The sequence below is a fragment of the Novosphingobium profundi genome (genome assembly GCF_018491765.1).
Classification (GTDB): Bacteria; Pseudomonadota; Alphaproteobacteria; order Sphingomonadales; family Sphingomonadaceae; genus Novosphingobium; species Novosphingobium profundi.
On record NZ_JABWCU010000001.1, the window covers coordinates 13,079 to 38,289 of the forward strand.

The window sequence follows — 25,211 nt, forward strand, 5'->3', positions numbered from 1 at the left end:
TGGGCCGTGGCTGGGTTGGCATTTGTCTGGAATGCCTACGGCTGCCTTGACTTCGCGCTGACCGCGGCGCGCAGTTCGGCATACCTCGCGGCCTTTCCGCCCGATTACGTCGCCTACCTCGATACGCTTCCGCTCTGGTTGTTCGGGTATTGGGCGGCCGGCGTCGGAGGCGCTTTGCTGGGCTCGGTGCTCCTGCTTGTACGTTCGCGCTGGGCCCCTGCCGCCTTTGCGCTCTCGCTGGTGGGCCTGCTGGTCACCACGCTCTACCAGCGCAGCGACGAGACCCTCCCGGCGTCCGTTTCGGGAGGCCTTGCAGGGCTCGTGCTGAGCCTTGTCATCTGGACTGTCGCGCTCGCCTTGCTGGTCTTCGCGCTGCGCATGCGCCGTGCCGGGATCCTGCGCTGAGGGGTGGAACCGCTCAGCGCTTCGCCCTTTGGCGGATCAGGCGCAGATAGGTGTCGGCCACGGCCTGGTTGATCTTGTCCCAGTCGAAGTCGCCCGCGCGCTCCTCGCCCGCCCGGCCGTGCGCGGCGCGCAGATCCGGATTTTCGATATAGGCCCGGATCGCGTCGGCGAACTGGCGCACCGCGCCCGGAGGCACCAGGCGACCGGAAACGCCGTCGGCGACGAGGCTCTGGCTGCCGGTGGCGGCGGCGGCCACCACCGGCAGGCCGCAGGCCATGACTTCGAGCGTGACGTTGCCGAAGGTCTCGGTGACCGAGGGGTTGAAGAGAATGTCCATCGAGGCGACCGCGCGGCCAAGGTCCTGGCCCTGCTGGAAGCCGACGAAGACACCATCAGGCAGGCGGCTCTCGAACCACTCGCGCGCGGGGCCCTCGCCGATGACGATGACCTTGAACGAGGCGCCGCGACGGCGCAAATCGTCGAGCGTGTCGGCGTAGACGTCGAGCCCCTTTTCCATGACCAGGCGACCGAGAAAGCCGATGACGACTTCGTCGTCGGCAATGCCCAGGCTCCGACGCCAGGCAAGGTCGCGGCGTCCGGAGTGGAAGATCTCGCGGTCCACCCCGCGCGACCAGATCGTCACGTCGTAGTTCATGCGCTGTTCGCGCAGAAGTTGGGCCATGGATTCCGAGGGCGCCACCAGCGCGTCGCAGCGGCGGTAGAAGCGGCGCAGGATCGCTTCGACCACGGGCTCGCCCCAGGCCATGTTGTAGTAGCGCAAGTACGTCTCGAACCGCGTGTGGACCGAGGCCAGCACGGGGACCTCGCGCCGACGGGCCCAGGTCACGGCCTTGTGGCCGACCGGATCGGGCGAGGAGACATGGACGATGTTGGGGACGAAGGCCTTGAGGTCGCGGCGCGCCTTGCCCGCGATGGAGAGCGGGATGCGGTATTCCGCACGGCCGGGAATTGGCAGGGCACCGACGCCGACCAGGTCGCCGGTGGCGGGAAAGGCCGGCTCCTTTACAACCGGTGCATAGACGCGCACCTGTGCGCCCTGGCGAAGGAGATATTCGACGAGGCGATTGAGCGCCTGATTGGCGCCGTCGCGAACGTAATTGTAGTTGCCCGAAAACAGGGCGATGCGCAGATCGGAAATGTCCATGATGCAGGGCCCCATAGCGCCCCTCGCCGGGCTTGGCGAGGGGCTAGGGCCGGACTGTTCTCGCCGGTCGGCGGGTGTGGCGAGGATGCCACCCCGCCGCGCCGAAGGCCCGGTCAGCGATGGCCGCGATAGTGGTCGCGCCGGTCGTGGCGATAATCGCGACGATCATGCCGGTCGTGGCGATAGTCCCTGCGATCATGGCGGTAGTAGTCGCGGCGTCCGCGATCCCAGCCGCGGTAGTGGCTGCGGTAGTAGGGCGCGTAGTACCGGTCGTAGTAGCGGTCCCGATAGTAGCGATTGGGGCGTCCCTCGTAATAATAGTAATACCCGGGACGGTCACGGATGGTCACGTAGCGCCGCGAGGAATACCAGCCGCGGTCGTAGTAATAGCGGTCGCTTCGGTCCGCCAGTGCAGCGCCGACGGCAAGCCCCAGAACGCCCGCTCCGATCGCGATGGCCGCGTCGTTGCCGCCGTCACGGTAATGATCACGGGCCTGGATCGGCGTTGCACCGAGCAACGCACAGGCGCCTGCCGCAGCGGCCAGGCTCAATTTCGGGCCGAAGCCCTTCAACGAAAATTTCATTCAGTCGCACTCCCTTCCTGTGCCAACCAAATACGGCGGGTTCGGCGGCAGGTAGTGGAACCGTGACTAGCGTGGAGGGACTGAATGTCGGCTGAATTGTGCCGATGCAATCCCTTGCACAGAGCGCTGGATCGCGCCGGGGCGTGGGATGTTCGAGACGAGCGGCGCGCCCGCGCGGCCATAACGGGGCGAAAGCAAGTAAGGTTTTGGAAGTCGCTGTTGTGCCATTAGTGCGCCACGATGATCGCGCACCGCTCGCCAACTTTTCGCCGACTCCCGAAACTTCTGCGACTCTTGGGCCCATCATGTGGGTGGGTGGCGGGTTGGGCCGCGTTTGCCGCGCTGCTCGGGTTGTCGATCCTGTTTTCGGTTCCGGCCGGAGCAAAGGCGGGAGCGGGTGCGGATGGTCCGACGGGCGCGGCATTCGCGCTCCAGCCCGACTGCCTTGCGGTGACACCGCTCGCGCGGACGCCTCAGCAGACAGGTTTCCCGCACTTCACCTGCGGCGAGGACAAAGCACCTCAGGACTATCAGAGTGCCCGCCTCTGGTACCGCTTCACGCTCGGCGCGCAGGAAGGGGCGGGGGCGGCGCAGGGCGGCCCCAGGGTCCTGATGGTCGGGCTCTCGCGCTTCCAGCGCCTCGTCGTCTATTTCCGCTATGCCGACGGGGCCGTGCGGCGTCAGCAGGTCTGGACCGGCCATTTCGGTGATCACTGGCGCGCCGGAGGCCAGATCGCGTTTGAGGCGCCTGCGCGCGATGCGGCGCTCACGGGCATCGTGGTGCGCTTCGACCGCCTCGCCAGCGCGCCGATGCTGCGCATGCGGCTGATCGACACGCGCGCGCTCAACTGGCAGGTCACCGCGCTGGCGGGCGTGATCGGAGGCGCTCTCGTGCTCCTGGCCCTGTGCGCGCTCTACAACCTGACGCTGACGATCGCGGCGCGCCAGCTCGGCGCCTTGTGGCAGAGCGGCTGGGCTCTGGTCATGGTCGTTTGGGGCGCGCTCTGGTCGCAGCTCGCGCTGTTCGTGTGGCCAGCCATGGCGGGAGCTCCAAGCGCGCAAGCTTGCACGGGCCTTTCCTGCCTCGCGATCATGCTGGCCACGTTCAGTGCGGTCACGGCCCCCGACAAGCGCCTTCTGCCGCGCGCGCTGCGCCGCACGACATTGGGGCTCGCGGTTGCGATCGCGCTGTTGGGCGTCCCGTTGGCCCTGGTGCGCGTAGGGCCCCTGGCGCTTTACGCCACGCTTCTGGGTGCTTTGGTCCTGCTGGACCTCGCCGCGGTTGCGGCGTGCCTCGCGCTGGCCTGGAAGCGGGGCAGCCGCGAAGCGCGTTCCTACGTCGGTGCCTGGGCGCTTCCCATGATCGTGCTGGCCATTCTCGAGGTCGCACCCATCAAAATGTGGTTCTACGGGGCAGGCTCGCAGATCGTGGTGCTCTGCGCGGCGACCTGGCAGGCGCTGTTTCTTTCCGTCGCGATCTCGCGGGCGAGCGGGCGGCTGCGCGCCGAGCGGGACCTTGCGCGCCGCAACGAGGCCGAGGCGCTGGCACAGGCGCGTCGCGATCCCCTGACCGGCCTTTTCAACCGGCGCGGCTTCCTCGAAGCGATCGCGCCGATGCTGGATCGAGCCCGAGAAGGGCAGGATTGCTTCGCGCTGTTGTTGCTCGACGTGGACCGGTTCAAGGCGATCAATGACCGTTTCGGACATGACGCCGGGGATGAAGTCCTGGTTGCGCTGGCGGGGACATTGGGTCTGCGCGCGGGCGCCCATTGCACCGTGGCGCGGCTGGGTGGCGAGGAATTCGCGCTGGCGACGAGCGGCCTGTCCGGTTTTGCGCTGCTGCGTTTCGCCGACGAAGTGCGCCGCGGTGTCGAGCAAGGCGGGCATGGCAGGCATGGCGTGGCACTGGCGCCGGGCGCGGTCACGGTTTCGATCGGGCTCGCCGCGTGGCCGGAGCGGGAGGCGCGGGCGCGCAACATCGATGCGGCCACGGCCTTTCGCGAACTCTACCGGCGCGCGGACGCCGCGCTCTATCGCGCCAAGAGCGAGGGGCGCAACCGTGTCGTGGTCGCGCCGGTGTCCAAGGGCCCGGCGGCGGCGGACGTGTGCGCGGTCGCCGGCTGATCGTCGGTTCGAAGGGGCGTCCCATCGCGCGAGCAATGTTTCGTTACAAAAGGGACAGGAGTTGGACACCGGGCGTGTCCAGATACGTCTCGCGTGTCCGCCGGGAAAGCGAGCCGTGTCCGTTTCTTAGCCGGATTCGCCCGCCGCAAGGTCGATCCGGTTTGGGGAGGGATCGGCAAGCCATTCCTGTGAACGATGCCTTCGGCCGGTGCTGGTTCGATCCGATACCGACCTTGCGGTGTGTTCCGGTTTGCTTCGCGATTCGAGTGCCGGTATGAATGCGATGGAAAACAAGTGAGATGATGAACGGTCCTTCAACGAACACCTTTTCCAGTCCGCCGCAGTCGGGCCCATCCACCATCCTGCTGGTCGAGGATGACGGGGCGCTGCGCACGCTGACCGCCCGGGCGCTTCGCCAGAGCGGCTTCAACGTGCTGACCGCCGCGACCGGAGCCGAGATGTGGGTGACCTTGCGCGATTCCCCGGTCAGCCTGATCGTGCTCGACATCATGCTGCCGGGCACCAGCGGCTTCGATCTGTTCCGCCGCCTGCGCCGCGAAAGCGACATCCCGATCATCTTCATCAGCGCGCGCGGGAGCGAGGAAGACCGCGTGCTCGGCCTCGAGCTGGGCGCGGACGACTATCTTGCCAAGCCCTTCAGCACGCGTGAGCTGGCCGCGCGGGTCAGCGCCGTGCTGCGCCGGGGCAACGGGGTGAGCGAAAGCATCTCGGAACTGGGTGGAGAGAGCCGTGCGGCGGACACGATCCTGTTCGATGGCTGGAACCTCTCGCAAGCCCGCCGTGAACTGCGTTCGCCCGATGGCGCGATCGTCGACCTGACCGGCGCCGAATTCGATCTGCTCTCCACCTTCCTCGGCTATCCCCAGCGGGTGCTCGGCCGCGAACGCCTGATGGAGCTCTCGCGCTCGCGCATCGGCGACAGTTCGGATCGCAGCATCGACGTTCTGGTCAGCCGGCTGCGCCGCAAGCTCCAGGCCGAAGGCGGTGATTCGCCGATCGTCACCGTGCGCGGCGTGGGCTACATGTTCCGCGCCGAAGTGACGCGGCAGTGAGCTGCGCCCGCGTCCGCAGGCGGCGCGCCCTGCGGACGGCGCCGGTGATCCCCGCCTGATGCTCTCCAGCGCATTGGCTTTCGTGCGGCGGCTGGGCCTGCCCGAGCGCCTTCTGGCGGTGCTCCTGCTGGTGGTCGTGGTCGACTTCGCGGCCAACACCATGCTGTTCGAGAGCGCCAATTCCTTCGAGCTTCGCCGCGACGATGCCGAACGGATCGCCGAGAACCTGATGCTGGCCTCGCGCGCACTCGAAAGGGTGGCACCGTCCGCCCGGCCCGCCGTCGCCAAGGCGCTCAGCACGCGTCGCTTCGCGCTCGACTGGGTACCCGCAAGCGCGCGCCATCGCGGGCCGGTGGGTCTTGCCAACTTGCGCGCGCAAGTGCTCGAGTTCGAGCCCGACCTTGCCGGCTCGGACATCGAAATGCACCTCGAGGAAGTGCCCGGGCGCGGCAATATCGGCGGTTCGATGCAGCTTCTCGATCGCAGCGTGCTCAAGTTCCACACCCATGCCAACGCGGCCTGGACGCTCACCGCCGGCCGCGTGGCAAGCATGGTTGCGCCCACTTTGCTGTTGATCGCGCTGGCCTGGGTGCTGCTGCGCGCCGCACTCGGCCCGCTGCGCTCGGTGATCGGGGCCACGCGCGAATTCGATTCGGGGCCGCCGCGGCTTGTTCCCGAGAGCGGCCCGGACGAGATGCGCCAGCTCATCCGCGCGATGAACGCGATGCAGGAGCGGGTCCACCAGTCGCTGAAGGACCGCACGCAGACGATGCTGGCGATCGGCCACGATCTCAAGACGCCGCTCGCGCGCATGCGACTGCGGCTCGACGACGACCGGCTCGCCTCGGACATGCGCGAGGGCATGTCGCAGGACATCGACGAGATGCGCATGCTGATCGAATCGATCCAGGCCTATGTCGACACCGGCGGCGAGGCGATCGCGAGCGAACGCATCGACGTTGCGGTCATGGCGCAGACCTTGGTCGACACCGCGGCGGACCAGGGCGAGGACGCCACCTATTTCGGCGTCGGACACGCGGTCGTGCGTGCGCGCCCGGTGCAGATTCGCCGGGCACTTTCCAACCTCATCCAGAATGCACTGCACTATGGCGGCAACGTGCGCGTCTACGTGCGCAAGGACGGGGACGGGGTGGAGATCACCATCGAGGACGACGGTCCCGGTATCCCCGAGGACCGCATCGCCGACGTCATGCAGCCTTTCGTGCGCCTCGATACCGCCCGTTCGCGCGATACCGCCGGGATGGGGCTGGGCCTGCCGATCGTGCAGAAGGCGGTGCGCATGGAAAACGGCACGCTCGACTTGCGCAACCGCGACGAAGGCGGTCTGCGCGCAACGGTCCGCCTCCCGCTCGCCACGTGATTTCGAGCCCCCACGGGCCTCCCGTTCGTTCGGTTCCACAAAATCGCAGTGTCCACCCCTCTGAATTGTTTCGGAAAATGCATCCGCAAATGCCTTTCGCGCACGCAGCAAGACTTCGTAACAAATGGGAACGTGGCGGGACAAGGGAGTGACATAGCTTAGAAGGGAAGCCGGGTGTCTGTGTGCGCTTGGTTGCCCCTTCCACTATGTAAGGTGACGAAACGTGAACGAACTGATTGGTCGCGTCTTCCACTTCGAGAAGTCCATCTTTCCCGCCAGCAGCGAGCTTTTCGGCAAGCTGACCTCGCAGGGCCAGTCCCCCAAGGCCCTGATGATTTCCTGCGCCGATTCGCGAATCGTGCCCGAGCAGATCATGCAGGCCCAGCCCGGCGACCTTTTCGTCTGCCGCAACGCGGGCAACATCGTGCCGACTTATTCCACCCAGAACGGCGGCGTGACCTCGACCGTGGAATACGCGGTGGCCGCGCTGGGCGTCAGCGACATCATCGTGTGCGGCCATTCGGACTGCGGCGCGATGAAGGCGCTCTCCGATCCCACCGGCCTTGAAAAGATGCCCAACGTCGCTGCCTGGCTCAAGCACGGTGCGGCGGCCGAACACATCGTTTCGACCTGCCACGGCGAGCTCGAGGGGGATGCCCGCGTGCGCGCGATCACGCTCGAGAACGTGATCGCACAGATCAGCCACTTGCGCACCCACCCTTCCGTCGCGGCCGGCATCGCGCGCGGCGAGATCACGCTGCACGGCTGGTTCGTCGACATCCATGCGGGCCAGGTCCTCGGCCTGAACGGCGAAACCGGCGAGTTCGAGCCGCTGCGTGAAGGGCGCGAACTGCCCGTGGCTCTGCCCGCGCGCAACCGCATCGCCACCGAGTTCGCGGAGGCGGCCGAATGAGCACGACCGCAGCTCCCGCGAAGGAGGCCCGCAGCGGCCTCTTCGCGCACTTCGGGCGGGACCTGACCGCCTCGATCGTGGTTTTCCTCGTCGCCATGCCGCTGTGCATGGGCATCGCCATCGCCTCGGGCGTTCCGCCCGAGAAGGGCCTGGTGACCGGCATCATCGGCGGCATCGTCGTGGGCCTCTTCGCCGGGTCGCCGCTGCAGGTCTCCGGGCCGGCAGCGGGCCTTGCCGTGATCGTCTTCGAATTCGTGCGCGAGCACGGCCTCGAGGCGCTGGGGCCGGTCCTCCTGCTCGCGGGCGTTCTTCAGCTCGTCGCCGGCTGGGCGAAGCTGGGCGGTTTGTTCCGGGCGATCAGCCCGGCGGTCGTCCACGGCATGCTGGCGGGTATCGGCGCGCTGATCGTCATCGGCCAGTTCCACATCCTGTTCGACGCCAAGCCGCTCTCGAGCGGGGTCGACAACCTCGCGGCGATCCCGGGCCGCGTGTTCGGCCTCGATTTCTCGAGTGTGTCGGCAACCGAAATCGCGCTGGGCCTGGGCCTGCTCACCATCGTGGTGATGCTGGGCTGGGAAAAGCTGCGTCCCAAGTCGATGGGGCTGGTTCCCGGTGCGCTGCTGGGCGTGGTCGCGGCCACGGCCGTCGCCTGGGGCCTGGGCCTCGACGTCGCGCGCATCGAAGTCCCGGCCTCGATCGGCGCCGCCTTCGCGCTGCCCACCAGCGCCGCCTGGTTCGCCCCGCTGGCGAGCCCCGCACTGCTGGTGACCGCGCTGGCAATCGCCTTCATCGCCAGCGCGGAAACGCTGCTCTCGGCCGCCGCGGTCGACCGTATGCACGACGGCGTGCGCACCAAGTACGACAAGGAACTGAGCGCGCAGGGTATCGGCAACATGCTGTGCGGCCTCGTCGGTGCGCTGCCGATGACGGGCGTCATCGTGCGCTCCTCGGCCAATGTCCAGGCCGGTGCCCGCACGCGCCTCTCGACGATCCTGCACGGAATCTGGATCCTGGCCTTCATCGCGCTCCTGCCCTGGCTCCTTCGTGAAGTGCCTATGGCTTCGCTCGGCGGTGTCCTGGTGATCACCGGCTGGCGCCTGGTGAGCCTCAAGCACGTCACCCACCTCTACAAGAACCATGGCTACCTTCCCGCCGCGATCTGGGCGGTGACTTTCGTGCTCGTCGTCACCACCGACCTGTTGACCGGTGTCCTCGTTGGCCTTGCGCTTTCGGTGGTCGAACTGCTCCCGCACTTGCGCGACATTCGCCTCAAGGTGCACGAGCACGAAGAGGACGAGGGCCGGCGCGTGGCGCTTCACGGCGCGGCGACCTTCGTGGGTCTGACCCGACTCAATTCGGTGCTCGAGCGGCAGCCCCACGGTGAACCCGTCCACCTCGATCTTGGCAGCGTGAAGGGCATGGACCATACCACGGCCGAGACGCTGGCCGAGTGGATCGCGCGGCGACGGCAGGGCGGGCACAACGATCGCGTGACCGCGGACGAATCGCTGTTGGTGGCGATGCGCGCCTGACCTTTACGCAAGTATCTGGAACGCCTCTGGAAATGGGTGGGTTGCGTTACGCGCCCGCCCATTTTCGTATGTTGCAACTGTGCAACTGTGGTCGCAGCAAGTGTGCCCTTGCGAAATATTTATTTTGCCCGAAGGGTGATTTCTAATAAATTGTTGCGGCTGACATGAAACGGAGCTGCCACGCAGCTAGTTCCGGCATGGCGGCCGCAGGATGGAACGTAAAAATCACAGTATAAATGAGGGACGTTCCAGAAATGAAGATTCGTATGCTCGCAGGCGCGGCCTGCCTTGCCCTTTCATGTTTCGCCGCCGCCAACCCTGCGGCAGCGCAGGACGACAAAGAATTCACGGTTTCGGGCGAAGCGACCCTGACCACCGACTACCGCTACCGCGGCGTTTCGATGACCGACAAGGAAATGGCGATCCAGGGCGGGATCACGGTGACCCATGCCAGCGGCGTCTACGCCGGTGTCTGGGCCTCGAACCTCGCAGGTTGGGGCACCTTCGGTGGCTCGAACACCGAACTCGACCTTTCCGCCGGTTATTCGACCGAAGTGAGCAGTGGCATCACCGTCGATGCGGGACTGACCTGGATCATGTATCCCGGCGGCCTCGACACCACCGATTTCGCCGAACTGCACCTATCGATGTCGGGTGACGTGGGCCCGGTCAGCGTCACTACCGGCGTCAACTACGCGCCCAAGCAGGAAGCGCTCGGCACCTGGTATTACAGCGGTTTCTCGGACGGCTATGACGATCCGGGCGACAAGAGCGACAACGTCTACCTCTATGGCGATCTCAGCGCGGGCATTCCCGATACGCCGCTCACGCTCAATGCGCACCTGGGCTATTCGAACGGTAACGCAGGTCTTGGCCCCTGGGGCACCAGCCTCGCGCCGACGGGCGAATATATCGACTGGAGCCTGGGCGCCGATTACGCGATGGGCCCGCTCACCTTCAGCGTCGCCTATATCGACACCGACATCTCCAAGTCGGAATCGGCTTACCTCGGCTCGGGCTTCCGCTCGACCAAGAACGGGTCGATGATCGCGGGTTCGACCGTGGTATTCTCGGTTTCCGCCGGTTTCTGAGACTTGCCGCTCAAGGCATGAAAAAGCCCCCCGGTCAGACCGCTGACCGGGGGGCTTTCCATTGGCCGGGAGGAGGGGCCCGGCCGGAAGGGCGGGTTTCAGGCCAGAGCCGGGCCGGGCTTAGCGCCCGCGATGCTGGTTGTAGCCTCCTCCACGATAGTCGTTGCCGCGGTGGTCGTTGCCGCGATAGTCGTCGCGGCCGCGGTCCGAACGCTGGTAGCGGGCATATTCGTCACGGGTGTGGCGGTGGCCGTCCCGGTCCCAGTAGTACCCGTCGCGCATTTCCCAGCCGCGGGTATAGGCCGGGCCATAGCTGTAACCCGCGCGGGCGTAGCCGTCGTCGTAGCGATCGTCGTTGTTCGAGGCGATGATCGCGCCGAGCGCCAGGCCCACGACGCCCGCACCGATTGCGATGGCGGCGGTGTTGTCGTTGCCGCGATAGCTGTCGCGTGCCATGGCCGGCGTGGTCGAAACGGCGGCGGTGGCGGCCAGTGCGCCGGCGAGCAGGGTCTTCTTGAAAACGGTCATCTTGGCATCTCCTTGTTTGGAGTGGAGCGGTTTCGGCTTCACCCCCGTTGATGTCCGTTCTAGGCGTGCGTCACTGAATGGCGGGCGAGCGACTTCGGCAGATTCCGTTCAGGAGTGTCATCATTTGTATGAACATGTCGCGCAGTGATGCCTGCGGGGATGCGGCCGAAGTCCGCGCCCCGCTGCCTGATCCCGCGGCCTAATGTTGCGGCGCGACGCCTCAGTAACCGGTATAGCGTCCCGGGCGATGCCAGACGTAGAGGATGCCGCCCGTAGCCGCGACACCGAGCAGCGACCACAGCATGGCGCCAAAGTTCAGGCTGACGAGCGAGAACACAAGTACGCAGGCGTCGAACAGCATCTGCGAACGGCCCGCGTTCCATCCGCGCGTTCGGTAAAGCCACAGGACGATGGCACCCGATCCACCCGAGCCTGCCGCATGGCGCGCGAGGGCCAGTGCGCCCATGCCGATCACGCTTCCGCCCACGAGCGCGGCGACGGGTGTCGCGATGTGCGCGATCGTGAACACCGACGGCGCGAGCGCGGTCAGGGCGAAGACGCCGAAGGTCACGATCAGAGTCTTGATCAGGAAGGCGCGTCCCATCGAGCGGATCGTCACCGCAAGCATCGGGAGGGTGAGCCCGGCGTAAAGCAGGCCGACCGGCAGGCCGGTGAAATAGCTCAGCGTGAGCGCGAGGCCGGCGACCCCACCGGTCGCGAGTTCGGCCTTCTGCAGGATGACCACGCCGAGCGAGAGCAGCACGGTGCCCACGAACAGGGCATAGACGTCCTCGAACAGGCTGTGCGGCGTGGCGTCCCCGCTCGCGGCGGGGATCGCACCCTGGCGGGCGCGGGTCAGCGGGGGCCGGACAGGCTCGGCCGTTATGCCTGCATCCCTCGCACCGGGCGCGGCAGGAGTGTCCTTCACAACGCAATCCTTTCCGTTCATGCGCCTTTCCGGCTTACCGCCGCGTCCTCTCCCGCTACTCCGTTTGTGGTTATTATGTTTCTCTTGTTTAGTTCAAAAGTACCATTCCTCGCAAGATAGCATGCGCGCTGATTTCGCGGTTCGGTTACTCCGTCGATGTCGAGGGCTCAGGCGGCTTGGGGTCGCGGATGCGGGTGAACCAGAGCTTGCGGAAGGCCAGCGTCGGCCCGTCACTGGCAACCGAACGCTCGGCGCCCGGAGCCGGAACGCAGGCGGGCAGTGAACTTTCCACGATCGCCTTGTCCTCCGCCGCGATCCGCGCGTTGACGCGGGCAAACAGCGGGTCGAGCCATGGCCACTTGGCGAACGAGCGCACCGTATAGAGCGTCAACCGCGTCCGGTTCAGCCGTTCAGGGGTGCACACGGCGAGAAGGCGCAAGGTGCGACCTCCCGGATCGATCGCCAGTTCCATCACGTTGGGATAGTGATAGCGCAGCGCTGTGCGCGCAGCCTCGCCCTCGCGAGTCGCGACTATCTGCGCGCCCGTCGCGGTCTCGCGCCACTCCATGTCCATGCGCCGCTCCGATTTGCCCTTGAGCGCACGCCCGATCGTACCCTTGTGGACGAAGGGGAGGTGGGGGGCATCGAGCATGTTCTCCATTACCCGAGTCCAGTGGACGTTCCAGAGGAACGTCTGAGCGCTGAGGCGCAGGCCTGGGCGCGTCAGGATCTCCGGGATGCTGGGCGTGCCAATTGCGGTCAGCCCGGTGTAAAGCCAGACCACTCCGGCAACCTCGCACACGGGCAGCGCCGTGGCACCGAGGCTATCGCGGCGGGCCTGCGGGTTCCAGGGCACGTGGGTGCAGGCGCCCGCCCCGTCGAAGCGCCAGCCATGGAAGGGGCATTGCAGTTCGCCCTTCTCGATCCGGCCCAGCGAAAGCGCGACACCGCGGTGCGGGCAGCGGTCGTGGAGGGCGCTGAGCCGTCCGTGTGCATCGCGAAAGACTACGATCCGCTCGTCGGCGACGACAAAGGCAAAGGGGCGGTCGGCCGCGATCGTACGCGCCAGTCCGAGGGGAACCCACTGGTTGGCGAAATCGGCAAAGCGAGGGTCTGTCACCCGGGCGACGCTAGCACGTTTGCAGCCAGGTGCCAGCGCCATCGCGCGTGTTCGGAGCTAACCGGGCGGCGGCGCCAGATTGGCCTGCGTATAGCACTCGTGCACGTGGGCCAGGGGCCGTCCGTCGGGCAGGACCAGGAGGGCACGGTGCGCGCTGACCGTACCGGCGGGGCAGGCCGTGGATGGCGGGAAATGCCGCTCGAGCCTGCGGCGCCGGAAGCCGAGCGGCGCGACCACCGTTCCGAACGGCTCTTCGCCTTGCGCGAGAGCCCGGTTCATGTCGGCGGGAAGACGTGCCGGTGCATACCAGTTGGTCGCAATCGAAAGCACGTGCGGTCCGCAGCGCAGTTCGACCCGGCGCCTCGCCGCTTCTTCGCCTCGGGCAAGTGCGAGCGCGCGAAGGATGTCGGGCGGCGGCAGGGCCAGCGCCCGTTCGATGACGCGCACCTGGATCCGGACCGGGGCGGCGAGCCCGCGCCGGCTCCACCAGCGTTCAAGCGCGAGCGTCGCGCTGTCGTGACCTGCCAGAGTGGCTTCGAAGCGGGCGAGGATCGATCCAGTCGCGGGGGTATCTGGGGGGCTGGAGCGGGCCACGAGAAAGAGGGGCGTCGCGAAAGCGCCGCCGCGTCAGATGCCTCCGGGAACGGCATCGCGTCCGAGCGCGCGGAGGCCTTCCACGAGCGCCTGCGTGCAGGCGGCGAGCTCTCCGGCATCGGTTGAGCGGATCACGAAGTTGGCGCCGGTGCGCCCTTCGCCCCAGAACGGGTACGAACCGATCTGGCAGTTCACGTACGCCTTTTCGGTCGCGCGCAGCAGTTCGGCGACCTCGCTCTCGCCGACCCAGCAGCCCAGTGTCTCGGACAGCAGCGGCGCGCCGCCTTCGAGCGTCCCGGTCAGCGCGTCGAGCATCCCGGCGGTGATGCTGGGCACACCGGCCATGATGAAGACGTTCTCGGCGTGGATGCCGGGCGCGCCGGTGTAGCGGTTGGGAATGAGGCTGGCGCCCTCGGGCGTGCGCGCCATGCGCAGCCGCGCCTCGGTGAGCCCGCCGCGCGTGGTGTAATAATCTTCCAGGATGGCGCGCGCCTCGGGGTGGACGATCACGGGCACGCCAAGCGCCTCGGCGATGGCGTCGACGGTGATGTCGTCGTGGGTCGGCCCGATGCCGCCGGTGGTGAAGAGATAGTCGTTGCGGGCGCGCAGCGTGTTCACCGCCTCGACGATGGCCGGAGTTTCGTCGGCCACCACGCGCACTTCCTTCAGGCGAATACCCTGGATCTGCAGCCAGGCGGCGACTTGCGCGATGTTCTTGTCGTGGGTGCGTCCGGAAAGGATCTCATCACCGATGACGACGAGGGCGGCCGTGTAGATTCGCGAGGCGTTAGACATGGGGCATGGCTAGGACAAATGGCCGTTCGGGGCCAGTCCCTCTCGCGTGTGCAGGCGATTGAATTCGCTGGCCGGAGACGAAAGGGCGCCCTTTGCCGCGCACGGCAGGCAAGCCCGCCGCAGGAGCGCGGGCGCAGGGCAAAAAAAAGGCCGGCCCGAAGGCCAGCCTATGGAAGTTTTTTGGGAGAGGATGCCTGAAAGGCGAGTTCTGTATGCAGTGAGACGCGCTCTGCTGCAAATGCGAAAAATTCTGGCAATGATGCAAAACCTGCAATCGTAATACGTGACGTACGCTGCATTCGTTGCAACAAACTTCAATTTATAGCTATTATTCAGTTATTTGCGATCATTCTGGCCATAAGAAACCCCGCTCGATGTCCAGCATCGAGCTGGTTCCCGCGCTCGTCCACCATGCGCACGTCAGCGGGGTTTCTTAATACCAAAGGCCAATGCCCTAGCGAATGACGCCAAAGAGGTCGTGTTCGTCGGCATCCTCTATGTGCACCGAAACCACATCGCCCGGCGCGAGGTCGGGACGCACGTCGCGCAAGTAGACGTTGCCGTCGATTTCCGGCGCGTCGGCCTGCGAGCGACCGGTGGCGCCCACGTCGCCGTCCTCGTCGGGCTCGCCGACTTCGTCGATGATCACGGGCAGCACGCGACCGACCTTGGCGCGCAGCTTGGCGGCGCTGATCGCGGCGGTCTTCTCCATGATTCGCGCATAGCGCTCTTCCTTGACCGCTTCGGGCACCGCGTTGGGCAGGGCATTGGCCGCCGCACCCTCGACGGGCTCGAATCGGAACGCGCCGACACGGTCGAGCTGCGCCTCTTCCAGCCAGTCGAGCAGATATTCGAAATCGGCCTCGGTCTCGCCGGGGAAGCCGACCACGAAGCTCGAGCGGATCGCGATGTCCGGGCAGATTTCACGCCACGCGCGCAGGCGGTCGAGCACCTTGGCCTCGTTGGCCGGGCGCTTCATCGACTTGAGCACCGAGGGCGCCGCGTGCTGGAAGGGAATGTCGAGGTAGGGCGTGATCAGCCCCTCGGCCATCAGCGGAATGACCTGGTCGACGTGCGGGTAGGGGTAGACGTAGTGCAGACGCACCCACGGTGCCTGGCCGTTCGCGTCGCGCAGCTGGCCGAGCTCGCGGGCGAGATCGGTCATGTGCGTGCGCACGGGATTGCCCTTCCAGCTGCGCTCCTCGTGGCGCACGTCGACGCCATAGGCCGACGTGTCCTGGCTGATCACCAGCAGCTCGCGCGTGCCGGCCTGGACCAGCTTTTCCGCCTCGCGCAGCACTGCGTCGATCCGCCGGCTGGCCAGCTTGCCGCGCAGCGAGGGAATGATGCAGAAGCTGCACGCGTGGTTGCAGCCTTCCGAGATCTTGAGATAGCCGTAGTGGCGCGGAGTCAGCTTGACGCCCGCATCGTCCGGGAAGTCGCCGCGCGCCTGCGGGATAAGGTCGACATAGGGTGAAAGCTCGGGCGGGGCGGCATCGTGCACCGCGCTGACCACGTCCTCGTACTGGTGCGCGCCGGTGACGGCGAGCACGTCGGGGAAGCGGGCGCGGATCGCCTCGGCCTCGTTGCCCATGCAGCCCGTCACGATGACGCGGCCGTTCTCGGCGATCGCCTCGCCGATCGCGGCCAGGCTTTCCTCCTTGGCCGAATCGAGGAAGCCGCAGGTGTTGACGAGCACCACGTCGGCGCCGGCGTAGTCCGCGCTCATGGTGTAGCCATCGGCGCGCAGCCGGGTGAGGATGCGTTCGGAGTCGACGAGCGCCTTGGGACAGCCGAGGCTGACCATGCCGACCTTGGGCGGGGAGGGGATTTCTATAGCCATGGGATGGGCCGCCCGATACGCGTATTGGACCCGGAAGTCACGAAAAAGGGTGAGGGCGCGCGGCCAAGTATCGATCATGTTCGCATCGATACGCTGCGCCGGGTCGGTGCTTGGGCGTATGGAGGCCAAGCGTACGAGGATCATTGCCGCGCAACGCCTTCCACGGCCTCGTCGCAGGTGCTCGCGAATTTGCTTGGGGTTTCTGGGGGATGCATGTGCGGACGCACGAGCTCGTCGCACCAGTCAGAGACCTCGGCGGACGGGGCAGGTCGGGCCAGCCCGTTCGTGGATGCGCTGGTCGAGCGGCTTCGGGGCGAGGCCCTCGTCGAACACGTCCAGTCGGGGGCGACGACGACGCGAGGTCGATTCAGGCACCTGGGCGGCCCGGTTGGTTCCCCAAAGAAGGCTCGATTCGGGTGAATTGGACACTGTGCGCGACACATTGGCTGGTTTCGCGTGCGAATGGATGGACGCGGCGGTGGGATTTGTGGCACCCCTGCCTGCGACGAATTGAAACGCCGGGTCGTTGTGCCGTCATATAAGAGATTAGGACGGCGCGATATTTTGGAAAGGAAGATGGATGGGTCCCGTCAACTGGCTGGCCGTCGGCCTCGCCGCAGGTCTTGGATTCCTGCTCGGGTTGCTGTGGTACGGGCCGCTGTCGCGCAACCGTCGCCAGCCCATCCTCGGCGCGCCCCGTTCAAGCATGACTTTCCTGGCACCGCTCGTGGTGATGGGGCTTGCCGCCACCATGTTCGGCCACGCCTTCGCGCGGATCGGGGTTGATACCCTCGCGGCCAAGCCCTGGCTCTACTTCATGCAGACCGGTGGCATCGCCATCGCCTTCGTCATGCCGGTGCTCTGGCTCACCCACCTCGAAAGCCGGACCGAACCGATGTGGCGGGTGTTCGACTGCCTGTTCTGGCTGGTGACCTACCTCGCCATGGGCGCGGTCTTCTGGCTCCTAGGCTGAGCGTGCAAGCGAATCGTCGTCCTGCCCGGTGGCGGTGATCTCGACGATCACGTCGCCGGCCGCGAGCGCGCGGGCTTCGTCCTGCCAGAATCCGATCGCGCGCGTGCCGCGATAGATGCGAAGGCCCTTGCCGGTGGCGATGGCATCGAGCGGGCGTCCGATTTCCTCGGCCTTCACTGCGCGCTCGACCAGTTGCACCCGCCCCGAAACGGAGGCGAGGTCCGACATGTATTCCGAGATGTGCTTGCCCTGCGCCGAGCCTGCCAGCAGCAATCCGGTGAAGCGCACCGGGTTGATCACGTTGTCCGCGCCCGCTTGCCGTGCCAGCAATTCGTTGTCGTCGGCGCGCACCACCGCGGTGATCGGCACCTTGGGCGCCAGGTGGCGCGCGGTCAGGATGATGAGGATCGTCGTGTCGTCGCGCCCTGCCGAGACGAGCACCGTGCGCGCCCGCGTGATTCGCACCGCGTTGAGCGTCTCGTCGCGCGTTGCATCGCCCTCCAGCACGTTGCACCCGGCCTGCTCGGCCTGTGCTAGGCGTGCGGGCGAGGAATCGATCACCACGATGTCGGAAGGGTCGGTGTCGCGGGCGATCAGCTCGGCCACCGCTTCGGAGCCGCTGACGCCGTAGCCGAGCACGACCACGTGGTTCTCGAGGCGTTCCTGGATGCGCTTCATGCGCCAAGTCTCCCAGCTGCGCTTGATGATGAAGTTGTAGGCCGTGCCCACGAAGATGTAGATGACTGCGAGCCGGATCGGAGTGACGATGATCGCCTCCACCAGCCGCGACTTGTCGCTGACCGGTGCGATGTCGCCAAATCCGGTCGTCGTGATCGAGATCATCGTGAAATAGACGACGTCGAGGAAGCTCACGTCATTGTCGTAGCCGTCGCGCAGGCCCTCGCGGTCCAGCCAGTGGACCAGCACCACGATCGAGATCAGCGCGAGCGCCGCTCCGATGCGCAGCGCAACGTCCGCCCACACCGGCACCGCGAGCGCGCGGCGCAGCGGATTGAACACGGCGGGCGGTGTCCGCCTTTTCGGGCGCTGCGGTCTCGGCATGGCACCAAGGCTTAGGGAGCCTTGGGCAGTTCGTCCACCGGGTTCACGGGCTTGCCGTCCTTGCGGATCTCGAAGTGCAGTTCGTCACCCTTCGCAAGGCCGGTGTCGCCGACGAGACCCACGCGCTCGCCCTGGCTGACTTTCGCGCCGTTCTTCACCGTCACCCGGCTGAGAAACGCATAAGCCGTGAACCAGCCGTCGCCATGGTCGATCACCACCAGGTTGCCGAACTGGTCCTTCTCCAGCCCGGCGAAACGCACCGTTCCGGCCGCGGCCGCGCGCACCATCGTGCCCTTGGCGGCCTTGATGTCGAGGCCGTCGTGGTAATCGGTTCCGGTTGCAAAGCCTCGGTCGATCGGGCCCTTCACCGGCCACAGGAAGCGGCCGGCAGGCGCCGTGCGGGCGGGCGTTGCGGGGCTTGCGGCCGGCTTGGCGACAGGCGCGGCCAGCGCTCCGGCGGGCGGGGTCAGCACCGAGGGGATCACCAGCTTCTGTCCCGCCGAAAGCGGCGCGCCCGGGGCAATCCCGCTGGCGATCGCGATCTGCTCCCAGGGTACCCCGTACTGGAGCGCGATCGAGAAGCCGGTCTCGCTTGTACCTACCGTGTGGTGGCGGGTGCGCGGAATGTGCAGCGTCTGGCCGACCTTCACCGTATAGGGCGGCTGCAAGGCGTTGGCTTCCACGATCAGCACGCGCGGCACGCCGGTGCGGTTGGCGATGCCGCCCAGCGTCTCGCCGGGCTTGACGACGTAGCTCTCGCTCGACGCATCATTCGGCGAAGAGCCGGAAGAGGGCGATGCGGCGCTGGTGCCGGGGGGGCGTGCCGCGATCGTGCGTGAGGCCGTGCGCGGGGCACGGTCCGGACCAGTGCCCGGAATTGTCAGCATCTGGCCGACGCGCACCACGTAAGGCTCGGCGATGCCATTGGCCTGCGCCAGCGCCTGGGGCGTGACGCCGGTGCGGTTGGCGATGCCGTTCAGCGTCTCACCCGAGGTCACCGTGTACTGGCGCGGGCTACTCGGCACTGGTGTTGGCGTGGCCGGGGCCGTCGAGACGCTGCGCGCCTTCGTGGCGCGCGGAATGGCCAGCCTCTGACCGGTGCGCACGACGTAGGGCGGTGCAAGGCCATTGGCGCTGGCGAGGTCGCCCGCGCTCACGCCCGCGCGGTTGGCGATCCCGTTCAGCGTCTCGCCCTGCGCGACGATGTGGGTGGTCTCTTCGCCAGCGGGCGCCGCATGCGCAGGCATGACGAGCGCGCAGCCCAGCGCCAGAGCGGCGTGGACGCGAAGGGCCGGAAGGCGCCGGACCGCGCCAGGAATGCGGATCATGCGTCGAAACGTTTGGCCAGCATCGCCAGCGATGCATCGTGGGTAAGATCGACCTGAAGCGGGGTAACCGACACGTAGCCCTCCGTTGTGGCCTCCAGGTCGGTGTTACGTCCCAGAGTATGCTCAATGCCGTGTAAACCAAACCAGAAATAGGGGAAACCCCGTGGATCTACGGATTCCACCAGCGATCCGCGCGCATAATCATGGAATCCCTGGCGAACCACGCGAATACCGTTAACCTTGTTTCCCGCAAGCGCGGGGAAATTGACGTTGATCAGCGTGCGCGGGGCCAGCGCGGCACCGACCAGCGGCTTCAGCACTTTCGCGCCCCATTCCTCGGCCGCCGAGAAGCTGACGTCGTTGCCCGCGTCATTGTGCTCGATCACCTGGCTGAGCGCGATCGAGGGGATGCCTGCGAGCGCCCCTTCCATGGCCGCCGAGACCGTGCCCGAATACGTCACGTCGTCGCCCAGGTTGGCCCCGCGATTGACCCCCGAGAGGATCAGGTCCGGCGCGCCCGGCAGCACCTTGCGCAGCGCCATCGTCACCGAATCGGTCGGCGTGCCCGTCACCGAGAAACGGCGCGGCGCGTGTTCGCGCAGCCGCACCGGCCGGTTGAGCGTGAGCGAGTGCCCCGCCCCCGACTGCTCTTCGCTCGGCGCACAGATCCAGATGTCGTCCGAAAGCTGCGCGGCGATCTTCTCCAGCACGTAGAGCCCGGGGGCGTTGATGCCATCGTCGTTGGTGAGAAGAATGCGCATTTGAATCTCGCTTGTCGTCGCTATCGGAAATGGGGGGCTTGGGGCGGCGTTCAGGCGAGGGGTGTCAGCACCTCGATGCCGCCCATCCAGGGCTTGAGCACCTCGGGCACGCGCACCGAGCCGTCGTCCTGCTGGTAGTTTTCCAGAACCGCGACGAGCGTGCGCCCGACCGCGAGGCCCGAACCGTTGAGCGTGTGCAGGAATTCGGTCTTCTTGCTGCCTTCGGGCTTGTAGCGCGCGTTCATGCGCCGCGCCTGGAAGTCGCCGCAGTTCGAGACCGAGCTGATCTCGCGGTAGGCCTGCTGGCCCGGCAGCCAGACTTCGAGGTCGAAGGTCTTCTTCGCGGTGAAGCCCATGTCGCCCGAGCACAAAAGCACCTTGCGGTAGGGCAGCTCCAGCGCCTGCAGGATGCCCTCGGCTGCCGCGACCATCTTCTCGTGCTCGGCCTCGCTTTCCTCGGGGCGGCACACCGTGACCAGTTCGACCTTCTCGAACTGGTGCTGGCGGATGAACCCGCGCGTGTCGCGCCCGGCCGAACCCGCTTCCGAACGGAAGCAGGGGGTAAGCGCGGTCATGCGCAGCGGCAGTTCGGCGTTGTTGACGATCTCGTCGCGAACGTAATTAGTCAGGCTCACTTCGGCAGTGGGGATCAGCCAGAACTGTTCCTTTGTATCGGCCTCCTCGAGCATTGTCTCGAGTTTTGGACGGTAGTTGCCTTCCGAAACACCCGACATCTGACTTTCGAAATCTTGAGGCATGGCATCCCAGAACAGTTCGCTACGAGTGCTCATGTCTGCTGCGAAGAAGAGGTCGGCAGAAAATTTTGGAAGTTGCCCAGTGCCATGGACCGCATGGTCCTTGACCAGCAGCGGCACATTGCATTCCATGTAGCCGTTGGTCGCGGTCTGCGTGTCGAGCATGAACTGCGCGAGCGCGCGGTGCAGGCGCGCCATCTGGCCCTTGAGGAAGGTGAAGCGCGCGCCCGAAAGCTTCGCGCCGGTCTCGAAGTCGAGGCCGAGCGCGGGGCCGATGTCGGCGTGCTCCCTGGGCGTGAAGGCAAAGGTGCCAGGCAAACCCCACCTGGCGACTTCGACATTGTCGTTCTCGTCCGCGCCTTCGGGCACGTCGTCCACGGGAATGTTGGGGAGCGCGGCCAGCATGTCGTTAAGTTGTGCGGCCACGACCTTTTCCTCGGCCTCGAGCGCGGGCAGGCTTTCCTTCAGTTGCGCGACTTCCGCCTTCAGCGCTTCGGCGGTTTCCGTGTCGCCCTGGCCCATCGCCTTGCCGATCGCCTTCGAGGCCTCGTTGCGGCGGTTCTGGCCTTCCTGCGCGCGGGTGGCGAGCGAACGGCGCTGCTCGTCGAGAGCCAGGATCTGGGTGGATTGCGGCTCCATCCCGCGGCGCGCCATGCCGGCGTCGAAGGCTGCGGGGTTCTCGCGGATCGAACGGATATCGTGCATGGCGCGGGCTATGCCGTCTCGAGGGGCCCCGCGCAAGCACGAGAAGTGCCCGGTCGCCCCCGTGCATCGTCTGGCGGGGGCAAGGATGGTCTTCCTCATGCAATTCCTCTAGCCACGGAGGGGCTCCGGCGCCGTGTGGGCGCGCATCGGGCACCAGTGAGGATGTGAAGCGACGATGTCGAAGGCAGGGGAAAAGGTTTACGAGGAAATTCGCGACTGGATCCTCGACGGCAGTTTTCCCCCGGGAATGCAGATCATCGAGGAGGACCTGGCGCGCCAGTGCAACGTTTCGCGAACCCCCGTGCGCGAGGCCATCCAGCGCCTCCAGGGCGAGCGTTTCATCGAGCGCGACCGGCAGCGCTCCTACGTGCGCATCTGGCCCACCGACGCGATGGAGGACGTCTTCGCCACCCGCAGTATGATCGAGCCCTACATTGCCGAGCGCGCGGCCGCGCGAATCGATGCGGACCAGCTTGCCGCACTCGAAGCCTGCAACGAGGATTACCGCCAGGCTCTCTCGGCCGAAATCCCCGACTACACGCGCGTCAATTCCTGCAACTCGCGCTTCCATTCCCTCCTGCTCGAGGCGGCGCGCTCGGAAGTGCTCGAATTGCTGATCCAGCGCGTGCTGATGATCCCCAACGTGCAGCAGAACTTGCGTCACTACGACGCGGAGCATCTCGCGCGCAGTCTGCAGGACCATGTGGAACTCGTGGAAGCACTGCGTGCGCGCAACGGCGTCTGGGCGCGATCGATCGCGCATTCGCACATCCAACGCGCACGCCAGATCTTCTTCGAGAACCAGTGAGGCTTGGATGGCGCGCACCCGGCCTGGCCGCAAAAGCGGTGGCAACGTTCGAAAATGTATCGGGAAAATCCGCCATCCTGCTGGAGAGGATGGTGGGCGCGACAGGGATTGAACCTGTGACCCCACCCGTGTGAAGGGTGTGCTCTACCGCTGAGCTACGCGCCCGCTACCAAGTGCGGAAGGCGCCCCTAGGCCATCTTGGATCGCTTGACAAGCACTGATTTGCGCCGCGCCGATTGAGAGCCGATTGACAGGGGCAATCGGGGCTCTAAATCGCGGTGCATGACCGAAGAGACCTCCGTCGGCCCCGACGTGCCGCCCGATCACATCGCGATCAACCCGCGCAGCCCCTTTTTCGATGCGGAGAAGCTGCAGCGCGGCATCGGCATCCGGTTCAAGGGCACCGTGCGCACCAACATCGAGGAATACTGCATTTCCGAAGGTTGGGTCCGCGTCCAGGCCGGGCGTTCGCTCGACCGCCACGGCAACCCGCTGACCATCAAGCTGACCGGCCCGGTCGAAGCCTGGTACGAAGACCTCGGCGAGAACCCGCCGGTGGCCAGGATCGGCTGAATTTTTCCGGCGATCCGGGGCTGCCGCGAGGTTCTTCAGAGAGCGTCCGCGATGATCGCCCCGATCGGATCGTTTCGAGGCGTCGTTCCCGCGGTTCGTGGGGCCGGCGCCTTTTCCTTGCCGGCTTCCCTGTAGATGAAGCCCGCGACCGGCCAGTGCGTTGTCCCCAGCGTCTGTGAGGGGCCATACCAGATGCGCACTTCGCTCCAGTCGTTGTTGGGCGACACGTCGAGCGCGGTCACGCCGGTCTCGATCTTGCCCGGGTACGACCAGTTGGCGTGGTCGAGCAGCACCGTGCGCGAATCGACGACCTGGCTGATCGTCGCGACATGGCCGAGCGGCGAGTTGCCGTGCGGCTCGATGGCCATGACCGCGCCCACGCGCGGGACATGCCCGCGCTTGTAGTGCCCTTGCGCCTGCGACCACCAGGTATAGGCATCGCCGTAAAGCGCGATCCCCGAGACGGTGCGGGCATAGGGCACGCATTCGAGCTTGCCCGGCGCACCGGGCGCCGCGCCGCCGGAGGCGCTTTCCGGACTGTTCGTCACGATGGTGTCGATCGCGGAGCGCGCGTGCACCGGCTGGCAAGCCATTGTCGCGGCGGCAAATGTCAGGGCCAATCCAAGTCGCTTCATGGCGACGGGTTTGCCCGCACCGGGTTAGCTGCAAGCTGTCAGGTTCGGTTAACGGGCGTGTAAGAATTGCTCGGGGTTGCGCACAGTTCTTGCCAAAACGCTCCGAAGTCCCCAATCGGGTGGGAATCATGCTTCCACAAGTTATCATCATCGGCCGGCCCAACGTCGGCAAGTCCACGCTGTTCAACCGGCTCGTCGGCAAGCGCCTTGCGCTCGTCGACGATCAGCCGGGTGTGACCCGTGACCGTCGCTTTGGCGACGCCCATCTTCTCGGTCTCGATTTCACCATCGTCGACACCGCCGGGTGGGAGGACGACGAGGCCGAGACGCTGCCCGGGCGCATGCGCCAGCAGACCGAAGCCGCGCTCGCCACCGCCGACGTCGCGCTCTTCGTCATGGACGCGCGCGCGGGTCTCACCCCGCTCGACGAGGAAATCGCCCAGTGGCTGCGCGCCTCGCCCGTTCCCGTGATCCTGCTTGCCAACAAGGCGGAAGGCCGCGCGGGTGAGAGCGGGCTGCTCGAGGCCTATTCGCTGGGCCTGGGCGATCCGGTCGCGATCTCGGCCGAGCACGGCGAAGGCATGGGCGACCTCTTCGAATCGCTTCTCCCGCATCTCGAGCCGCTCCAGCCGCCCGAGGAAGAGGAGATCGACGAGGAGGACGAGGAAGCGCTCTTGCGCGGGCCGCTCAAGCTCGCCATCGTCGGGCGCCCGAACGCGGGCAAGTCCACGCTCATCAACCGTTACCTCGGCGAAGATCGCCTGCTGACCGGCCCCGAAGCGGGCATCACGCGCGATTCGATCGCGATCGACTGGTCCTGGCACGATCCCAAGTCGGGCGAGGACCGCGAGGTGCGCCTGATCGACACTGCGGGCATGCGCAAGAAGGCGCAGGTCATCGAGAAGCTCGAGCGCCTCGCGGTTGCCGACGCGCGCCACGCGATCGATTTCGCCGAAGTCGTCGTGCTCGTTCTCGATGCGACGCGCGGGCTGGAGCACCAGGATCTCAAGATCGCCTCGATGGTCCTCGAGGAAGGCCGCGCGCTGATGATCGCGATCAACAAGTGGGACGTCGCCGAGGACGCCAGCGGCCTGTTCAACGGTATCCGCGACGCGCTAAACGAAGGTCTGGCCCAGGTTCGCGGCGTGCCGTTGCTGGCGATCTCGGGCCGCACCGGCAAGGGGCTCGACGAGCTCATGACCGCCGCCTTCTCGATTCGCGAGGCCTGGAGCCGCCGCGTGCCGACCGCCGCGCTCAACCGTTGGTTCGACGACGCGCTTTCGGCCAATCCGCCCCCGGCGCCCGGGGGCAAGCGCATCAAGCTGCGCTACATCACCCAGGCCAAGACCCGCCCGCCGGGCTTCGTCCTGTTCGGTACGCGCCTCGACATGCTTCCCGAAAGCTACAAGCGCTACCTGATCAACGGCATCCGCCGCGAACTGGGTTTCGATGCGGTTCCGATCCGGCTCAACTTGCGCAGCCCGAAGAACCCCTTCGCAAACAAGAAGTGACGAACGAGGCCGGGACGCAGCACG

The 25,211-nt window shown here is 66.5% G+C and carries 24 protein-coding genes and 1 tRNA gene; 11 read left to right on the forward strand and 14 right to left on the reverse strand.

Going from position 1 to position 25,211, the window contains the following annotated elements:
* Positions 1–6 precede the first annotated feature (6 nt).
* The gene (locus HT136_RS00060; protein WP_343222063.1) at positions 7–405 is read left to right on the forward strand and encodes a hypothetical protein; all 399 of its coding nucleotides are present in this window, start codon (positions 7–9) and stop codon (positions 403–405) included.
* 13 nt (positions 406–418) lie between these two features.
* Here HT136_RS00060 and HT136_RS00065 read toward each other — a convergent pair whose 3' ends face one another.
* Positions 419–1,570 carry a glycosyltransferase family 4 protein gene (locus HT136_RS00065; RefSeq protein WP_214196600.1) on the reverse strand — a complete coding sequence of 384 codons (1,152 nt, stop codon included), beginning with the start codon at positions 1,568–1,570 and terminating at the stop codon, positions 419–421.
* A 113-nt stretch (positions 1,571–1,683) separates the two neighbouring features.
* The gene (locus HT136_RS00070; RefSeq protein ID WP_214196601.1) at positions 1,684–2,154 is read right to left on the reverse strand and encodes a hypothetical protein; all 471 of its coding nucleotides are present in this window, start codon (positions 2,152–2,154) and stop codon (positions 1,684–1,686) included.
* 315 nt (positions 2,155–2,469) lie between these two features.
* Between HT136_RS00070 and HT136_RS00075 the strand changes: the two genes are divergently transcribed.
* The 6 genes from HT136_RS00075 (at position 2,470) to HT136_RS00100 (ending at position 10,268) form a co-directional block, all read left to right on the forward strand.
* Positions 2,470–4,278 carry a GGDEF domain-containing protein gene (locus tag HT136_RS00075; protein WP_214196602.1) on the forward strand — a complete coding sequence of 603 codons (1,809 nt, stop codon included), beginning with the start codon at positions 2,470–2,472 and terminating at the stop codon, positions 4,276–4,278.
* Positions 4,279–4,577: 299 nt separating this feature from the next.
* Entirely contained in the window at positions 4,578–5,351 is a 774-nt protein-coding gene (locus HT136_RS00080) for a response regulator transcription factor (RefSeq protein ID WP_246543222.1), read from the forward strand.
* Between the two features lie 58 nt (positions 5,352–5,409).
* On the forward strand, positions 5,410–6,732 hold the full coding sequence (locus tag HT136_RS00085; protein ID WP_214196603.1) for an ATP-binding protein: 1,323 nt from the start codon (positions 5,410–5,412) through the stop codon (positions 6,730–6,732).
* Between the two features lie 223 nt (positions 6,733–6,955).
* Complete coding sequence (locus HT136_RS00090) at positions 6,956–7,645, forward strand: carbonic anhydrase (RefSeq protein WP_214196604.1); 690 nt, start codon at positions 6,956–6,958, stop codon at positions 7,643–7,645.
* Complete coding sequence (locus tag HT136_RS00095) at positions 7,642–9,177, forward strand: SulP family inorganic anion transporter (RefSeq protein ID WP_214196605.1); 1,536 nt, start codon at positions 7,642–7,644, stop codon at positions 9,175–9,177. The genes HT136_RS00090 and HT136_RS00095 overlap by 4 nt, the downstream gene beginning before the upstream one ends.
* Positions 9,178–9,431: 254 nt before the next feature.
* Complete coding sequence (locus HT136_RS00100; RefSeq protein ID WP_214196606.1) at positions 9,432–10,268, forward strand: TorF family putative porin; 837 nt, start codon at positions 9,432–9,434, stop codon at positions 10,266–10,268.
* A 120-nt stretch (positions 10,269–10,388) separates the two neighbouring features.
* Here the strand turns inward: HT136_RS00100 and HT136_RS00105 are convergent, their stop codons facing one another.
* From HT136_RS00105 to rimO, 6 genes are all read right to left on the reverse strand, one after another.
* On the reverse strand, positions 10,389–10,796 hold the full coding sequence (locus tag HT136_RS00105; protein ID WP_214196607.1) for a hypothetical protein: 408 nt from the start codon (positions 10,794–10,796) through the stop codon (positions 10,389–10,391).
* 220 nt (positions 10,797–11,016) lie between these two features.
* A complete protein-coding gene (locus HT136_RS00110; protein WP_214196608.1) occupies positions 11,017–11,724 on the reverse strand; it encodes a YitT family protein in 708 nt (235 codons plus the stop codon).
* Positions 11,725–11,869: 145 nt separating this feature from the next.
* A complete protein-coding gene (locus HT136_RS00115) occupies positions 11,870–12,844 on the reverse strand; it encodes a Rieske 2Fe-2S domain-containing protein (RefSeq protein ID WP_214196609.1) in 975 nt (324 codons plus the stop codon).
* A 57-nt stretch (positions 12,845–12,901) separates the two neighbouring features.
* Positions 12,902–13,438, reverse strand: a complete 537-nt coding sequence (locus tag HT136_RS00120; RefSeq protein ID WP_214196610.1) for a hypothetical protein — start codon at positions 13,436–13,438, stop codon at positions 12,902–12,904.
* Between the two features lie 33 nt (positions 13,439–13,471).
* The gene (locus HT136_RS00125; protein ID WP_214196611.1) at positions 13,472–14,233 is read right to left on the reverse strand and encodes a competence/damage-inducible protein A; all 762 of its coding nucleotides are present in this window, start codon (positions 14,231–14,233) and stop codon (positions 13,472–13,474) included.
* Between the two features lie 454 nt (positions 14,234–14,687).
* A complete protein-coding gene (gene rimO / locus HT136_RS00130; protein WP_214196612.1) occupies positions 14,688–16,076 on the reverse strand; it encodes a 30S ribosomal protein S12 methylthiotransferase RimO in 1,389 nt (462 codons plus the stop codon).
* A 580-nt stretch (positions 16,077–16,656) separates the two neighbouring features.
* Here rimO and HT136_RS00135 point away from each other — a divergent pair.
* Positions 16,657–17,049 (forward strand): DUF1761 domain-containing protein, encoded by a 393-nt coding sequence (locus HT136_RS00135; protein ID WP_214196613.1) that lies wholly within the window; start codon positions 16,657–16,659, stop codon positions 17,047–17,049.
* Here HT136_RS00135 and HT136_RS00140 read toward each other — a convergent pair.
* Genes HT136_RS00140 through serS form a run of 4 tightly spaced genes read right to left on the reverse strand, consistent with a single transcriptional unit; the run spans position 17,041 to position 21,660 of the window.
* Positions 17,041–18,111: a potassium channel family protein gene (locus tag HT136_RS00140; protein WP_214196614.1), complete on the reverse strand. Its 1,071-nt coding sequence runs from the start codon at positions 18,109–18,111 to the stop codon at positions 17,041–17,043. The two genes, HT136_RS00135 and HT136_RS00140, sit on opposite strands and share 9 nt — an antisense overlap.
* An 11-nt stretch (positions 18,112–18,122) precedes the next feature.
* Entirely contained in the window at positions 18,123–19,439 is a 1,317-nt protein-coding gene (locus HT136_RS00145) for a LysM peptidoglycan-binding domain-containing protein (RefSeq protein ID WP_214196615.1), read from the reverse strand.
* The gene (surE, locus tag HT136_RS00150; RefSeq protein WP_214196616.1) at positions 19,436–20,200 is read right to left on the reverse strand and encodes a 5'/3'-nucleotidase SurE; all 765 of its coding nucleotides are present in this window, start codon (positions 20,198–20,200) and stop codon (positions 19,436–19,438) included. Before surE ends, HT136_RS00145 begins: the two co-directional genes overlap by 4 nt.
* Positions 20,201–20,250: 50 nt before the next feature.
* Positions 20,251–21,660, reverse strand: coding sequence for a serine--tRNA ligase (gene serS / locus HT136_RS00155; protein ID WP_214197169.1), 1,410 nt, complete (start codon positions 21,658–21,660; stop codon positions 20,251–20,253).
* Between the two features lie 175 nt (positions 21,661–21,835).
* Between serS and HT136_RS00160 the strand changes: the two genes are divergently transcribed.
* Positions 21,836–22,468, forward strand: coding sequence for a GntR family transcriptional regulator (locus tag HT136_RS00160; RefSeq protein WP_214196617.1), 633 nt, complete (start codon positions 21,836–21,838; stop codon positions 22,466–22,468).
* A gap of 90 nt (positions 22,469–22,558) precedes the next feature.
* On the opposite strand, the gene HT136_RS00165 is transcribed toward HT136_RS00160, so the two are convergent.
* A tRNA-Val gene (locus tag HT136_RS00165) sits at positions 22,559–22,633 on the reverse strand.
* 117 nt (positions 22,634–22,750) lie between these two features.
* Between HT136_RS00165 and HT136_RS00170 the strand changes: the two genes are divergently transcribed.
* Positions 22,751–23,041 carry a DUF3297 family protein gene (locus HT136_RS00170; protein ID WP_214196618.1) on the forward strand — a complete coding sequence of 97 codons (291 nt, stop codon included), beginning with the start codon at positions 22,751–22,753 and terminating at the stop codon, positions 23,039–23,041.
* Positions 23,042–23,076: 35 nt separating this feature from the next.
* Here the strand turns inward: HT136_RS00170 and HT136_RS00175 are convergent, their stop codons facing one another.
* Entirely contained in the window at positions 23,077–23,661 is a 585-nt protein-coding gene (locus HT136_RS00175) for a CHAP domain-containing protein (protein WP_246543225.1), read from the reverse strand.
* 143 nt (positions 23,662–23,804) lie between these two features.
* Here HT136_RS00175 and der point away from each other — a divergent pair, with 143 nt between their 5' ends.
* The gene (gene der, locus HT136_RS00180; protein ID WP_214196619.1) at positions 23,805–25,187 is read left to right on the forward strand and encodes a ribosome biogenesis GTPase Der; all 1,383 of its coding nucleotides are present in this window, start codon (positions 23,805–23,807) and stop codon (positions 25,185–25,187) included.
* The last annotated feature ends 24 nt before the right edge of the window (positions 25,188–25,211 follow it).

What these genes read in the sequence shown, in the direction of transcription:
- HT136_RS00065 (WP_214196600.1), bottom strand. Translation starts at nt 1,570, where the DNA reads ATGGACATTTCCGATCTGCGCATCGCCCTGTTTTCGGGCAACTACAAT.
- HT136_RS00070 (WP_214196601.1), bottom strand. Translation starts at nt 2,154, where the DNA reads ATGAAATTTTCGTTGAAGGGCTTCGGCCCGAAATTGAGCCTGGCCGCT.
- HT136_RS00080 (WP_246543222.1), top strand. Translation starts at nt 4,578, where the DNA reads ATGATGAACGGTCCTTCAACGAACACCTTTTCCAGTCCGCCGCAGTCG.
- HT136_RS00085 (WP_214196603.1), top strand. Translation starts at nt 5,410, where the DNA reads ATGCTCTCCAGCGCATTGGCTTTCGTGCGGCGGCTGGGCCTGCCCGAG.
- HT136_RS00095 (WP_214196605.1), top strand. Translation starts at nt 7,642, where the DNA reads ATGAGCACGACCGCAGCTCCCGCGAAGGAGGCCCGCAGCGGCCTCTTC.
- HT136_RS00100 (WP_214196606.1), top strand. Translation starts at nt 9,432, where the DNA reads ATGAAGATTCGTATGCTCGCAGGCGCGGCCTGCCTTGCCCTTTCATGT.
- HT136_RS00105 (WP_214196607.1), bottom strand. Translation starts at nt 10,796, where the DNA reads ATGACCGTTTTCAAGAAGACCCTGCTCGCCGGCGCACTGGCCGCCACC.
- HT136_RS00125 (WP_214196611.1), bottom strand. Translation starts at nt 14,233, where the DNA reads ATGTCTAACGCCTCGCGAATCTACACGGCCGCCCTCGTCGTCATCGGT.
- rimO (WP_214196612.1), bottom strand. Translation starts at nt 16,076, where the DNA reads ATGGCTATAGAAATCCCCTCCCCGCCCAAGGTCGGCATGGTCAGCCTC.
- HT136_RS00135 (WP_214196613.1), top strand. Translation starts at nt 16,657, where the DNA reads ATGGGTCCCGTCAACTGGCTGGCCGTCGGCCTCGCCGCAGGTCTTGGA.
- HT136_RS00140 (WP_214196614.1), bottom strand. Translation starts at nt 18,111, where the DNA reads ATGCCGAGACCGCAGCGCCCGAAAAGGCGGACACCGCCCGCCGTGTTC.
- HT136_RS00145 (WP_214196615.1), bottom strand. Translation starts at nt 19,439, where the DNA reads ATGATCCGCATTCCTGGCGCGGTCCGGCGCCTTCCGGCCCTTCGCGTC.
- surE (WP_214196616.1), bottom strand. Translation starts at nt 20,200, where the DNA reads ATGCGCATTCTTCTCACCAACGACGATGGCATCAACGCCCCCGGGCTC.
- serS (WP_214197169.1), bottom strand. Translation starts at nt 21,660, where the DNA reads ATGCACGATATCCGTTCGATCCGCGAGAACCCCGCAGCCTTCGACGCC.
- HT136_RS00160 (WP_214196617.1), top strand. Translation starts at nt 21,836, where the DNA reads ATGTCGAAGGCAGGGGAAAAGGTTTACGAGGAAATTCGCGACTGGATC.
- HT136_RS00170 (WP_214196618.1), top strand. Translation starts at nt 22,751, where the DNA reads ATGACCGAAGAGACCTCCGTCGGCCCCGACGTGCCGCCCGATCACATC.
- der (WP_214196619.1), top strand. Translation starts at nt 23,805, where the DNA reads ATGCTTCCACAAGTTATCATCATCGGCCGGCCCAACGTCGGCAAGTCC.